Below are 12,898 nucleotides of genomic sequence, written 5' to 3'. Positions count from 1 at the left end.
TCACCGATCGTCGGTTGCGTGGCTGAGCACCGCCACGAGGAAGGTGGAGTCCTCGCGGCGCGGGCGCAGGTCCCACGTGCCCAGGACCAGGTCCTGCGCGAGCCCCGCCGCTGCGGCGTCGGCGAAGAACTCCTCCGGCTCGTAGCCGCGCCCGGTGCCGAACCCGATGGTCACCCGCCCGTGCGGGGCCAGGTGCTCGCGGAACCGCCGCAGCACGGCACCGCGCGTGCTGGGGGCCAGGAAGGTCATCACGTTCCCGGCGCACACGATCACGTCGAACGGCGTGCTGATCCCGTGCGCGGACAGGTCGAGCTCGGCGAGGTCTTCGACGATCCAGCGCGGCCCCGGGTGGTCCTCCTGGGCCGCCTCGATCAGCGCCGGGTCCACGTCGACCCCCACCACGTCGTGACCGGCGGCAGCCAGCGCCCCGGCCACCCTGCCGGGCCCGCACCCGGCGTCGAGCACGTGCGAGCCCCGTTCGGCCATCGCGTCGATCAGGCGCGCCTCACCGGCGAGGTCATCACCCGCTCGGGCCAGGCCGCGCATCCGATCGATGTACCAGGCGGAGTGCCCCGGGTCAGCCGCCACCTTCTGCATCCACACGCTCTGCTCGACCATGCCTCCATTGTGCGCGCCGCGCGGACCTGGGCAGGCACCGGTGGTGGTGCCGCTCCTCACGGGCAGCGCGGGCCGGTGCGCACGCCGAACCCGTGTGCCGCTCGCGTTCGGCGACCGGGTGACCACCTCCTTGCAGTCTTGTCAGGCGCGCGCGGGTGGTCGACTCTGTCGGGAAATGACGCCGCGCAGCGCGGGACCGAACTTCGCGACCCGGGAGGAGCTGACGACGTGAGCGCGTCCAGCACCGACCCGTCGCACGCTCTCGGCCGGGACCAGCTCGGCACCGCCGGGGTGACGTTCCTCGTGCTCGCCGCCGTCGCGCCGCTGACGGCGGCCGTCGTCGTCGCGAGCCTGGCCATCGGTCTCGGGTCGGGCGGGGGCACGGTCGTGGCCTACGTCGCGGTCGCGGTCGTCCTGCTCCTGTTCGCCGTTGGCTACGCCCAGATGTCGCGAGAGGTCGTCAACGCGGGCGGCTTCTACGCGTTCGTGGTGAGAGGACTCGGCAGGCCGGCCGGTCTGGTCGCCGGGTTCCTCGCCACCACCGGCTACAACGTGTTCGTGGCAGGCGCCGTGGGAACGGGGGGCTTCTACACGTCCTCGATCCTGGAGCAGCTGACCGGAGTTCACCTCCACTGGTACGCGTGCGCGCTGGTGATCATGGGCTCGGCGTTCCTGCTCGCCAGGTCGGGGATCAGCATCAGCGCCACCGCGCTGGGCATCGCGCTCGTCCTGGAAGTGCTCGTCCTGCTCGCCTTCAGCGCGGCGGTGCTGGTGCGCACGGGGTTCAGCGTCGAGGCCTTCGGCCCGGCGGCGATCACCGGGGGAGCCCCCGCCATCGGCCTGCTGCTGGCGTCCACCGCCTTCCTGGGATTCGAAGCGACGTCGCTGTTCAGCGAGGAGGCCAAGAACCCGGCGCGCACCGTTCCGCGCGCCACGTACCTCGCGATCGTGCTGATCGGGCTGATCCACGGCGTCACCGTGTGGGCGGTGGTCAGCGCCGTCGGGGTCGCCGACGCCCAGCGGGTCGCCGAATCGCACCTGGCCGACGGCGACCTGCTGTTCGTGCTGATCGGGGAACACCTGGGCGGATTCCTGCTCGGCGTCGCGATGGTCCTGCTCGTGGTGAGCCTGGTCGCCGCGCAGCTGGCCTTCCACAACGTGGCCGGTCGCTACCTCTTCGCGCTGGGGCGGGCGCGGATCCTCCCGGGCGCGCTGGCGCGCACTCGCGAGAGCGGCGTTCCGCAGCGAGCCCTGTCGGTCAACGCCGCGTTCGCGGTGGTCGTGGCGGCACCGTTCGCCGTGCTGGATCTGGACGTGATCACCAGTCTGGTGCCGGTCATGGTCGGTTTCGGGACGTTGTGCATCATCGTGCTGCAAGCGCTGGCGGCGCTGTCGATCGTGGTGCACTTCCGCAGGTCCGCCGACCCCCGGTTGTGGTCCACGCTGGTGGCGCCCGGGCTCGGATTCCTCGGGCTGGCGGGGATATCCGCGATGGCGGTGGGCAACTTCGGCCTGCTGGCCGGATCTGACGCTCCCCACGTGACCGCGTTGCCGTGGCTGCTGCCGGTCGTGGTGATCGCCGGTCTCGCGCACGCGGCGCACCTCCGGGCCAGACGCCCGGAGGTGTACGCGAACCTGGGTGCCGACCTGGAGCGGTTCGGCGGTACCAGGAGTGCGAGCGCCGCATGACGGGGGTGCTAGTTCATGCGTCCCATCGCCTTCACGACAGCTGAAGTGCGGTCACCCACACCGAGTTTCGTGAAGATGTTGCGCAGGTGGTTCTTCACCGTGCGTTCCGATATGCCCAGCGAGCGTCCGATCTGCCTGTTGGAGAAGCCGCGAGCCAGGTGCTCGAGAACCTCCTTCTCTCTCTTGGTCAACGGCGAAAGCACTTCGGTCAGCGTAGTTTCGGAGGACTCCGACGATTCGAGCATGTTGATCCTTAATGATGCGAGCTGACCGACCTGGTTCAGAACCTGACGCATCGCACGCGAGTGCTCGACGGCCTCGTGCAGCAACGCGCTGATCGCCCGGTCCAGAGCCCGGTCAGAGGAACGGGCCATGAAAGCCTCCACTCGGGCGGATCGTCCGGAACATTGATGCGCCCGGACTCTCCTACTTCCCATTTCGCCACAGGATTACGCGCGAATTACGACCCTGTCGGCGAATCCCTCGTACGAGTGGAGAAATAGCCCGGCTGGACCAGTCCGAGCGGACCTGGAACTAGTGCGGACGATCTGGGGCGAATTGTTCATGGCGACTGGTTCCCGGGTGATCGTAGCGTTGCTCGTGTTTCGCACACCACCAGGAACAGGAGCTTTCGACGATGTCTGCTTTGCCGGAGGCGATCGAGGAATCATCGGGTTGCTCGACGCAACTTCGGGGCGGGATAACTCTTTTCGGGATGGACGCGGACGAAGCACTCGCAACCGTGACGGAACGCTTGAGCGGTGAATGCCGGCCGGAGCACAACCTCGCGACCTTCCTGACCACATCGATCGAACCGGAGGCCCACAGGCTCTACCGCACCTACCTGAACTACAACCTCGTCGACCGAGAGCAGTACCCGGCGATCGACGCGCTGCTTCGCGATTGCGTCGGCATCATCGGCACGTTGTGGCACGGCGACGACAGCCGGGTCGTGGGAAGTGCCACCACCGGTTCCAGCGAGGCGGCGATGCTCGCCGGTGCGTCCTTGCTGCGGAGCTGGCAGGAGCGCAGCGGAAGGGAGTGGACGCGGCCGAACCTGGTCATGGGGGCAGGTGCGCACGCCTGCTGGAAGAAGTTCTGCCGCCACTGGGGGGTGGAGGCGAGAGTCGCACCGGCGACCCTCGAGGGGCCGGCGCTCAACGGTCCCGCGGTCGAGCGCCTCTGCGATGAGCGGACCATCGGGGTCGTCGGGATCCTGGGGTCCACTCTGGACGGCAGGTACGAGCCCATCGCCGAGATCGCGAGGGAGCTCGACAGGCTCCAGGAGCAGCGCGGGATCGACGTCCCCATCCACGTCGACGCCGCCTCGGGTGGGTTCATCGCGCCCTTCCTCGACTCCGATTTGCTCTGGGACTTCCGGATCCCGCGAGTGGTGTCGATCAACGCCTCCGGCCACAAGTCGGGCATGGTGCTGCCGGGCCTGGGCTGGTTGCTGTGGCGCGACCGGAGCAGGCGTCGTGCGGAGCTGGGGGTCAGCATCAACTACCTCGGTGGCGACGACGCGCACTACGAGCTGACCTTCTCCCGGTCGGCCGCCCCGGTGGTCCTCCAGTACTACAACTTCGTGCGGATGGGGTTCGCCGGTTTCCGGAAGGTGCACGCCCGATGCCGGTCGCTCGCGCGAATGCTGGCCACCCGGTTTCAGGCGACCGGACGCCTGCGGGTGCTCGGCGACGGCAGCGAGTTACCGGTGGTGGTGGTGACCGCTGAGCCACCGGTCGACCTGCGGGAGCTGTCGAAGCGGTTGGCGGAGCTCGGCTGGGCGGTGCCGGTCTACACGCTGCCGCCGAAGCAAGAGGACGTGGAGGTGATGCGCATCGTCGTCCGCAACGACCTCACGTCCGACGACGTGGAGGACATCGCCTCCGCTGTTGAAGATTTCGTTTCCCACGCGAATTGATCGGAAAAGGAGAACACCCATGCGCCCCGTCCGAATCGTCAGCCGGTTGACCGACCGCGACCCACCGCGGCCCGGTACCGGGATTCGCCTCGCGCTCTTCCAGGGCGAGAACCCCTTGGGGACCCCCGAGGCGGTGGCGGAGAACCTGCTCCGGATGGAGGAGGTGCTCTCGCTGGCCGCCGGCTACGGCAGCCAGCTCTGCGCCTTCCCGGAGTGCTTCAACACCGGCTACGCGCTCGACCGGGAGCTGTGCGAGCAGCTCGCCGAACCGAGCGACGGAACCACCGTCGAGACCGCCCGCAAGCTGTCCTCGCAGCACGAGATCGCGGTCGCCGTGCCCTACGTCGAAAGGGGAGCCAACGGTGCGCTGCACGACTCGGTGGCCCTGGTCGCGGACGGCGAACTCGTGGCCAACTACCGCAAGACGCACCTCTACGGCGAGGCCGAACGGGTGAACTTCACCCCGGGCCACGACCTCCCGCCGGTCGTCCAGATCAACGAGTTCCCGGTCGGGTTGCTCAACTGCTACGAGTGCGAGTTCCCCCCGCTGTACCAGAGCCTGGTGCGGCGAGGTGCTCGGCTCATCGTCGGTCCCACCGCCGCGGATCGTCACTTCACGCTCCAGAACGGGCACCCCACGCTCGTCGCGTACCCCGACGCGACCGAGCACATCATCCCGGCGATGGCCGCTGTGTGGCGGGTTTTCGTGGCCTACGCCAACCGCCGCGGTTGGGAGGTGTCCGACCGCGGTCAGTGGGAGTACCGGGGCAACTCGGGCATCTGGGCACCGGACGGCAGCGAGGTGATCAGCGCCGGCCCGGAGGAGCGCGCCGTGGACACGCTCCTGCTCGCCGACTGCCTGCCGCAGGCGGTCCCGCCGTTCAGCCCGGAAGGTGATCACCTGAGCGATTCCCGGATGGCCGAATCCGAGAGGCTCCTCCCGGCGAGCTGAATCAGCCTCGGGAATCGGACACCTCGGCCATCGGTGCCAGACGGACACCCGCGGAGGCGAACCGCTCGCGGATCGCCTCCGCGATGTCCACCGCGTTCGGTCGATCGCCGTGCAGGCAGATCGAATCGGCGTCGACGGGGATCGGCTTGCCGGACACCGACCGAACCTCGCCCCGCAGAACCGCTTCCGCTTGATCCGCGCAGGCCTTCGGTTCCTTCGGCAGAGGCTCGGGTTCGATGATGATGTGCCCGGAATCGTCGTAGTCGAGGTCCGCGAAAGCCTCGCGCACGACGGGAAAACCGCGTTCGGCCAACCGTTCCGACACCGGACCCGCCAACAGCACGACCCGGACACCCGGCGCCGCCGTCGCGATCGCCTCCACGATGGCTTCGGCGACCGACTCGTCCTTGATCGTCAGACCGTAGAACGCGCCGTGCGGTTTGACGTGCACGACGGACTCGCCGCAGCGCGCGGCGATCGCCTGCAGCGCGCCGAACTGGTACAGGCAGATTCGGGCCGCGTCGTCCGGACTCAGGGTCATGGCGCGCCTTCCGAAACCCGCGAGGTCGGGGAAGCCGGGGTGCGCCCCGACTGCGGTCCCGCCATCGCGCGCCAGTTCGACGGAGCGGTTCATGGTCGCCGGGTCGCCGGCGTGCCAGCCGCAGGCGATGTTCACGGATGTCACGAGCGGGATGAGACGAGCGTCGTCGCCCAGCTTCCACCGCCCGAAGCTCTCCCCGGCATCGGCGTTGAGGTCCACGAGAGTGCGCAAGGGTTTACCTCCAGATCGGGCGCCCACCTTAGTTTCCGGTGATTGCGCACGCAGATCAATCAGCCTATCCTCTCACTCGAAGGTGGTCGATTGGTGACCGACGCGCTGCGTCGAGCCGTACCGCGGCGCATTCTCGACACGCACTCGTCGGGGGATGCGGAGGTGCGCCGTGACCGTGATGGAGGTTCAACTGCCACCGGCCCGGTACGAGTTCGGCGGAGATGAATTCATCTTCGTCGAAATCGACCGAGAGATGAGTCTTGAGGCCAATCTCAAGGCCATGGCCATCACCGGCGCGTTGCGCCGGGAGAACATCGACGGGGTCATAGACATCTGCCCGTCGAACGCGTCGTACCTGGTGCGGCTGGATCCGGATCGCTTGCACCCGGCCGAGCTCGTGGAGGAGCTGCGTCGGCTGGAACGCACGGCCGGTGAGCTGCGCAGCGACGACGCCGTCAACACCCGGATCGTCGACGTGCCCGTGCTCTTCGACGACCCGTGGACGCGCGAGACCTTGATGAGGTTCCGCGACCGGCACCAGGACCCCGAGGTCACCGACCTCGAGTACGCCGCCCGGATCAACGGCTTCGGCAGCGTTGCGGCGCTGATCGATTCGATCACCGCGGCGCCGTTCCTGGTGACCATGCTGGGTTTCGTCCCGGGACTTCCGTTCTGCTACCAGATGGTCCCGCGCGACCGGCAGATCCAGGTTCCCAAGTACGTGCGTCCGCGCACCGACACACCTGAGCGGGCCTTCGGCTACGGCGGCGCCTTCTCGGTGGTCTACCCGGTTCGCGGAGCCGGCGGGTACCAGCTGTTCGGGATCGCTCCGGCGCCGGTCTTCGACCTCGCCCAGCGGCTTCCGGACTTCGCCGACGACATCGCGTTCCCGCGGCCCAGCGACATCCTGCGCTACCGGTCGATCGATCGCGACGAGTACGACCGGACGCGCGCCGAGGTGGAGGCCGGCAGCTTCCGCTACCGGATCCGGGAGGCGCAGCTGGTGCCTGCGGAGCTCCTCGCCGACGCGGACGCGGTCAACGGCCGGTTGTTGGAGGTGCTCTACAGATGAGTTCTCTGATCGTGCGCACGAGCGGCCTGTCCACGACCGTTCAGGACTCCGGCCGGGACGGCCAGTACGCCATCGGCATGCCGCCTTCGGGGGCGATGGACCAGTACTCCTACGCCGTGGCGAACCTGCTGGTCGGCAACCCGGACGGCGCCGCGGTGCTGGAAGCCACCTACATCGGCCCCGAGCTGGAGTTCACCGACTCCCGCAGCGTCGCGGTGACCGGCGCCGACGCCGTCGTGACCCTCAACGGCGAACCGGCCGCGCCCTGGCAGACGATCCGGGTGTCGTCCGGTGACGTGCTGGCGGTGAAGCAGATTCGGGCGGGCGCCCGGCCCTACATCGCCATCAGCGGTGGCGTGAACGTGCCGCTCTACCTGGGGTCGCGGTCGACCTACATGCTCACCGGGATCGGCGGGTTCGAAGGGCGTGCGCTGGTCGACGGCGACCGGCTCGAACTGGGGGAGGCCGGGCCCGCTCCGGCTCCCGGGACCGAGATCCCCGCGGCGCTCCTGCCGGAGTTCCCGGAGGCGACCGTGCTGCGGGTCGTGGTGGGGCTCTGCGCGTACCGGTTGACCGAAGGCGGGCTCGAGTCCTTCCTGAACACGGAGTGGAAGGTGACCAAGGACGCCAACCGGGTGGGATACCGGTTGCGCGGTGGAACGCTGGAGTTCGTGGAGCGGGAGCAGCCGTTCGGGGCCGGCAGCGATCAGGCCAACGTCGTCGACCTCGGTTACCCGATCGGGTCGATCCAGGTCCCGGGCGGCGACGAGCCGATCGTGCTGCTCAACGACGCGGTGACCGGTGGCGGGTACGCCACGATCGGGACGGTGATCTCGGTCGACCGGGATCGCATGGCACAGGCCAGGACCGGGAGCAAGGTGCAGTTCGAGCAGGTGGACATCGATGGAGCGGTGGCGGCTCGGACGGAAAGGCGTGCACGTCTGGAGAAGGCGCGAGCGGCGGTGACCAACGCCTAGAGGCGGCGGAGGGGGAAGTCGATGTCCACAGTGGAAGCTGAGATGCCCGGGGTGTTCTACCGGCGCCCATCACCCGAAGCGGACCCGTACATCGAACCGGGGAGCGTGGTGCGACCCGGCCAGACCATCGGGCTCATCGAGGTGATGAAGACCTTCAACGAGATCAAGGCCGATCGTGACTGCCGCGTCAGCAAGATCCTGCTCGACGACGGCGACGAGGTGGACATCGGCCAGACCATGTTCGAGGTCGATGACGTATGAGCGGCCTGCGGCGAGTCATGGTGGCCAACCGCGGTGAGATCGCGGTCCGGATCATCCGGGCGTGCCACGTGGCGGGTGTCGAAGCGGTGGCGGTCTACTCCGACGCCGACGAGCACTCGAAGTGGGTCCGGATGGCCGATGACGCGGTGCACATCGGCCGCTCGGCAGCCCAGAAGTCGTACCTGGATCCGGACGCGCTGCTGAAGGCCGCGCGCGCCACCGAGGTGGATGCCGTGCACCCGGGCTACGGCTTCCTGTCCGAGAGCGGTGCGTTCGCCAAGGCGATCGAGGAGGCGGGCCTGGTGTTCATCGGCCCGCGCCCCTCGGTGCTGGAGCAGATGGGCGACAAGGCGGCCGCGCGAAGTGCAGCGGCCTCCGCCGGGGTGCCTGTGGTGCCCGGAACCGACCCGATCGCCGATCCCGAGGACGTGGGCAAGATGGCCGCGGAGATCGGGTTCCCGTTGCTGCTCAAAGCGGCTGCGGGCGGCGGTGGCCGCGGGATCCGGCCGGTCCACGACCTCGGCGAGCTGCTGGACGCGCTCCCCGCCGCACAGGCGGAGGCGCGTTCGGCGTTCGGCGACCCGTCGATCTACCTGGAGCGGGCCGTCGCCAACGCCCGGCACGTGGAGGTGCAGGTCCTCGCCGACGACCACGGCAACGTGGTGCACCTCTTCGAGCGGGACTGCTCCGTGCAGCGGCGCAGGCAGAAGCTCATCGAGGAGGCGCCGGCACCGGAGCTGCGGGACGAGACCAGGCAGGCCATCACCTCGGCGGCGGTGCGGCTGGCCGCGCACGTCGGCTACCGGGGTGCGGGCACGGTCGAGTTCCTCGTCGACGGAGACGGCAACTTCTACTTCATCGAGATGAACGCCCGGGTTCAGGTCGAGCACCCGATCACCGAAGCGATCACCGGCGTGGACGTCGTCGCGGAGCAGTTGCGCATCGCCGGCGGCGCCGAGCTCTCGATGAGCCAGGACTCGATCGAGCTGAAGGGCGCGGCCGTCGAGCTGCGCATCAACGCGGAGGACCCGGAGCGCGGTTTCGCTCCGACTCCCGGCGAGATCACCGAACTGCGGTTGCCCGGCGGGCCGGGCATCCGCGTCGACACCGGGATCTCGCAGGGAGACCGGATCAGCCCCTTCTACGACTCGCTCATCGCGAAGCTCATCTGCTGGGGCGCGGATCGCGAGGAGGCGTACGCCAGGGCCCGCCAGGCGCTCGCGGAGTTCCACGTCGAGGGCGTGTCCAGCACGGCGGGCCTGCACCGGGAGCTCACCAGCGCCGAGGAGCTCATGGCGGGCCCGGTGCACACCATGTGGCTGGAACAGCACCTCGGCGGGCGCTGAACCACCGCAACGCGACGACCGCGGCTCTCGTGCTCGACGAGGGCCGCGGTCGTCGCGTTGCGGAAGCCTGGTCTAGCGGTCGAAGAACTCCAGGGCCGCGGTCTTGAAAGCACGGCTGGAGACCGCGTTGAAGTGGTTTCGGCGACCCAGTGAGACGTGCGGGACGTCGAGGGAGTCGGCGAAACTCGCGGCTTCTGAAGCGATCTCGTCGTAGTCCCCGGACGCCAGCAGGATCGGCGCGGGCGGCTCGCCGGAGAGCCGGTGGTCGGCCATGCCGTCGATGCACGGGCCGAGGTCCTCGCCGCCGAGGGACTCCTGGACGCGCAGCATGGACTCGCGCTCGACGGGGCCGCCGCCGATGCCCCCGAGGGTGAGCGCCCGGACCCGGCCGGGCGCCCGTCGTGCCAGCGCCCAGCCCACGACCCCGCCCATCGAGTAGGTCACCACGTCGACGACGGGCACCTCGACCTCGTCGAGGACGGCGAGGACGTCAAGTGCGAGGTCCTCGGGGGAGTAGCCGGTGACCGCGCGTTCGCTCCGGCCGTGCCCTCGCAGGTCGGTGACCACGTGGCCGCGCTCGGCCACCGCGCGCAGCCAGCCCGTGCGCTCCCACGTCTGCTCCGAGTCGGAAGCGAAGCCGTGCAGGAACAGCACGGGCCGAGGTCCGGGGGAGTGGTCGTACCAGAGCTTCGCCCCGGCGTGCTCGATCGCGGGCATCTGCTCAGTCCTCGGGTGGGGTCAGCCGGACACGACGCTGCGGTGCGCGGTCCTCGGGAACGGTGCCGACGATGCCTGCGTGATCCTCGACGGTGAACGTCACCAGCGGGGCGCCGACCGCGAGTTCCTCGGCCTCGCCGACGTGCAGGCGCGAGATCCGGCCGGTCTGCGGCGAGGGGATCTCCACCGCGGACTTGGTCGTCTCCAGCTCCACCAGCGGTGCGTTGCGCTCGACCCAGTCGCCCTCGGCGACGAGCCATTCCAGGATCGTGGCGCTGATCAGGCCCTCGCCGAGATCCGGGAGCGGGAAGGTCACTTCAGCCACGGCGGTACTCCAAAGCGGTCTGGACTGCGGTCAGGATCCGGTCGGCGGTGGGGAGGTACTCGTCCTCCAGCGAACCGGACGGGTAGGGCACGTCGAACCCGGCGACCCGCTGCACCGGCGCGCGCAGGTCGCCGAAGCAGCCCTCGGTGATCAACGCCGACACCTCGCCGCCCAGGCCCGCGGTCAGCGGCGCTTCGTGCACGACGACCGCGCGGCGGGTGCGGGAGACCGATTCGCGGAGGCCGTCGACGTCGATCGGCTTGAGCCACCGCAGGTCCAGGACCTCCAGCTCGACACCGTCCTCCGCGGCGAGTTCCGCGACCTGCTCGCACCGCGAGACCATGGCTCCCCAGGCGACCAGGGTGGCGTGCCGGCCCTGGCGGACCACCCGGCTGCGACCGACCGGGAGCGGCTCGACCGGCTCGGCCGGGTCGAATTCCTCCCGCTGCCAGTAGCGGGACTTGGGCTCCATGAAGATCACCGGGTCGGGGTCCGAAATCGATTGGCGCAGCAGGTGATATCCCTCTGCCGGGCCCGAGGGCGAGACGACCTTGAGGCCGGGGACGTGCGCGAACAGCGATTCCAGGCTCTCGCCGTGGTGCTCCGGTGCCCGGATTCCGCCGAAGCTGGGCAGTCGCAACGTGATCGGCATCCCGAGCGCGCCCCGGCTGCGGTAGTGCATGCGGGCCACCTGGTTGACGATCTGGTCGATCGCCGGGTAGCTGAAGCCGTCGAACTGGATCTCGGGCACCGGCCGCCAGCCGGCCATCGCCAGGCCCACGGACATGCCCATGATCGCCGATTCGGCCAGCGGGGTGTCGAAGACTCGGTGCTCGCCGAACTTGTCCTGCAAGCCGTCGGTCACGCGGAACACGCCGCCGAGCTTGCCGACGTCCTCGCCGAAGATCAGCACCCGGTCGTCGTCCTCGCAGGCGTGGCGCAGCGCGGTGTTGAGCGCTTGCTGCAGTGACAGCTCAGGCATCCTGCGACTCCTTCCAAGCGCGGTGCTGGTCGAGCAGGGCTGCTGTCGGTTCCCGGTAGACGAAGCTGAACAGCTCGTCGGACGGCGGGCGCTGCATGGCCAGCAGGCCCTCTGTCGTCCTGCGCACCACGGCCGCCGCGTACTCCTCGGCGTCGCCGATCTCCTGCGCGGGGAGCGTTTTCGCGGCCAGGGCGATCGGATCGCGCTCGGCGCGGAGGCGTTCCTCCTCAGCGCTGCGATAGCGGCTCGGATCGTCCGACGTGGAGTGCGGGCCGAGCCGGTAGGTCATCGCCTCGATCACGGTGGGACCCTCACCCGCGCGTCCGCGTTCGAGCGCGGCCTGGGTCGCCTCGAACACCGCGGTGACGTCGTTGCCGTCGACCTGCCGCCCCTCGATGCCGTACCCCGCGGCGCGTGCGGCCACCGAGCCGCCCGCGACCTGGTCGGCGGTGGGCAGCGAGATCGCCCAGCCGTTGTTCTGGCAGAAGAACACGACCGGCAGCTGGTAGACGGCGGCGAAGTTCATGGCTTCGTGGATGTCGCCCTGCGAGCTGGCGCCGTCGCCGAAGTAGGTCAGCGCGGCGCCGCCGGTGCCGTCCAGCTTGGCGCCCATCGCCCAGCCCACGGCGTGCAGCACCGGGCCGCCCACGACCGCGTTCGGCGGGGCGAGGCGGGCGACGTTCGGGTCGTAGAGACCGCCGTGCCAGATGTTGAGGTGCATGGCCATGTAGGCGACGGGATCGACCCCCAGGCCGATCGCGGCGCCCAGCTCGCGGTAGGTGGGGAAGGCGAAGTCGCGGGACTTCTGCAGCGCCGCGGCGCTACCCACCTGCGCGGCTTCCTGACCCCTGGCCGGGGCGTAGGCGGGCAGCACGCCCTGCCGCTGGAGCGCGATCGCCTCCTCGTCGAGGCGGCGCGTCACCAGCATCAGCCGGTAGAGCTCGCGGAGATCTGCGTCGTCCATGAACGAAAGGGTGCGCAGCCGGTGTCCGGCCGTGCAACAGTGCTCCTCCCGACTGCTCAGGTTGCCCGCTCTGCCGATCGCGGCCGGAGTTCCGCTGCACAATTTGTACATCTCCCAGGGCCCCGTACTCCGAACGTGAGCCAGGCCGAGATCGCGTCCCTCGGGCCCCGCGTCCTGCGGCAGGGGGCAGTTTTGGTCCGAATTGACCGGGCGAAACGGACGTTGATCATGGGCAGTTCGGACCAGAACTGCCCCTGGGCTGGGCGAGCGGGGGTGAACCGCCGACCCCGGACGTGCGGCCG

At 69.5% G+C, this 12,898-nt stretch carries 14 protein-coding genes; 7 read left to right on the top strand and 7 right to left on the bottom strand.

Annotation, left to right across the window (positions count from 1 at the left end; genetic code table 11):
- Entirely contained in the window at positions 1-618 is a 618-nt protein-coding gene (locus ACYVF3_RS25410; RefSeq protein WP_461156755.1) for a class I SAM-dependent methyltransferase, read from the bottom strand.
- Between the two features lie 228 nt (positions 619-846).
- Between ACYVF3_RS25410 and ACYVF3_RS25405 the strand changes: the two genes are divergently transcribed.
- Positions 847-2,307, top strand: coding sequence for an APC family permease (locus ACYVF3_RS25405; RefSeq protein WP_461156754.1), 1,461 nt, complete (start codon positions 847-849; stop codon positions 2,305-2,307).
- Between the two features lie 8 nt (positions 2,308-2,315).
- Here the strand turns inward: ACYVF3_RS25405 and ACYVF3_RS25400 are convergent, their stop codons facing one another.
- Positions 2,316-2,681 carry a LuxR C-terminal-related transcriptional regulator gene (locus ACYVF3_RS25400; RefSeq protein ID WP_461156753.1) on the bottom strand — a complete coding sequence of 122 codons (366 nt, stop codon included), beginning with the start codon at positions 2,679-2,681 and terminating at the stop codon, positions 2,316-2,318.
- Between the two features lie 341 nt (positions 2,682-3,022).
- On the opposite strand from ACYVF3_RS25400, the gene ACYVF3_RS25395 reads away from it, so the two are divergent.
- Positions 3,023-4,228, top strand: a complete 1,206-nt coding sequence (locus ACYVF3_RS25395; RefSeq protein ID WP_461156752.1) for a glutamate decarboxylase — start codon at positions 3,023-3,025, stop codon at positions 4,226-4,228.
- Between the two features lie 19 nt (positions 4,229-4,247).
- Positions 4,248-5,180 carry a nitrilase-related carbon-nitrogen hydrolase gene (locus tag ACYVF3_RS25390; protein WP_461156751.1) on the top strand — a complete coding sequence of 311 codons (933 nt, stop codon included), beginning with the start codon at positions 4,248-4,250 and terminating at the stop codon, positions 5,178-5,180.
- Position 5,181: 1 nt separating this feature from the next.
- Here ACYVF3_RS25390 and ACYVF3_RS25385 read toward each other — a convergent pair whose 3' ends face one another.
- The gene (locus ACYVF3_RS25385) at positions 5,182-5,952 is read right to left on the bottom strand and encodes a LamB/YcsF family protein (RefSeq protein WP_461156750.1); all 771 of its coding nucleotides are present in this window, start codon (positions 5,950-5,952) and stop codon (positions 5,182-5,184) included.
- 178 nt (positions 5,953-6,130) lie between these two features.
- Between ACYVF3_RS25385 and ACYVF3_RS25380 the strand changes: the two genes are divergently transcribed.
- From ACYVF3_RS25380 to ACYVF3_RS25365, 4 genes are read left to right on the top strand one after another with little or no spacing between them, the layout of a single operon-like run.
- The gene (locus tag ACYVF3_RS25380) at positions 6,131-7,024 is read left to right on the top strand and encodes a 5-oxoprolinase subunit B family protein (RefSeq protein WP_461156965.1); all 894 of its coding nucleotides are present in this window, start codon (positions 6,131-6,133) and stop codon (positions 7,022-7,024) included.
- Complete coding sequence (locus ACYVF3_RS25375) at positions 7,021-8,001, top strand: 5-oxoprolinase subunit C family protein (RefSeq protein WP_461156749.1); 981 nt, start codon at positions 7,021-7,023, stop codon at positions 7,999-8,001. Before ACYVF3_RS25380 ends, ACYVF3_RS25375 begins: the two co-directional genes overlap by 4 nt.
- Positions 8,002-8,022: 21 nt before the next feature.
- A complete protein-coding gene (locus ACYVF3_RS25370) occupies positions 8,023-8,262 on the top strand; it encodes an acetyl-CoA carboxylase (protein WP_461156748.1) in 240 nt (79 codons plus the stop codon).
- Positions 8,259-9,608 (top strand): acetyl-CoA carboxylase biotin carboxylase subunit, encoded by a 1,350-nt coding sequence (locus tag ACYVF3_RS25365; RefSeq protein ID WP_461156747.1) that lies wholly within the window; start codon positions 8,259-8,261, stop codon positions 9,606-9,608. Before ACYVF3_RS25370 ends, ACYVF3_RS25365 begins: the two co-directional genes overlap by 4 nt.
- A gap of 72 nt (positions 9,609-9,680) precedes the next feature.
- Here the strand turns inward: ACYVF3_RS25365 and ACYVF3_RS25360 are convergent, their stop codons facing one another.
- Genes ACYVF3_RS25360 through ACYVF3_RS25345 form a run of 4 tightly spaced genes read right to left on the bottom strand, consistent with a single transcriptional unit; the run spans position 9,681 to position 12,596 of the window.
- Positions 9,681-10,325, bottom strand: a complete 645-nt coding sequence (locus ACYVF3_RS25360) for an alpha/beta fold hydrolase (RefSeq protein ID WP_461156746.1) — start codon at positions 10,323-10,325, stop codon at positions 9,681-9,683.
- Between the two features lie 4 nt (positions 10,326-10,329).
- Positions 10,330-10,650, bottom strand: a complete 321-nt coding sequence (locus ACYVF3_RS25355) for a biotin/lipoyl-containing protein (protein WP_461156745.1) — start codon at positions 10,648-10,650, stop codon at positions 10,330-10,332.
- Positions 10,643-11,632 (bottom strand): alpha-ketoacid dehydrogenase subunit beta, encoded by a 990-nt coding sequence (locus ACYVF3_RS25350; protein ID WP_461156744.1) that lies wholly within the window; start codon positions 11,630-11,632, stop codon positions 10,643-10,645. Before ACYVF3_RS25350 ends, ACYVF3_RS25355 begins: the two co-directional genes overlap by 8 nt.
- Complete coding sequence (locus tag ACYVF3_RS25345; RefSeq protein WP_461156743.1) at positions 11,625-12,596, bottom strand: thiamine pyrophosphate-dependent enzyme; 972 nt, start codon at positions 12,594-12,596, stop codon at positions 11,625-11,627. Before ACYVF3_RS25345 ends, ACYVF3_RS25350 begins: the two co-directional genes overlap by 8 nt.
- Between the last annotated feature and the right edge of the window lie 302 nt (positions 12,597-12,898).

The sequence above is a fragment of the Saccharopolyspora tripterygii genome, from assembly GCF_054778355.1.
The sequence above is the reverse complement of the archived record's forward strand: the minus strand, read 5'-3'. Positions and strand labels throughout refer to the sequence as shown.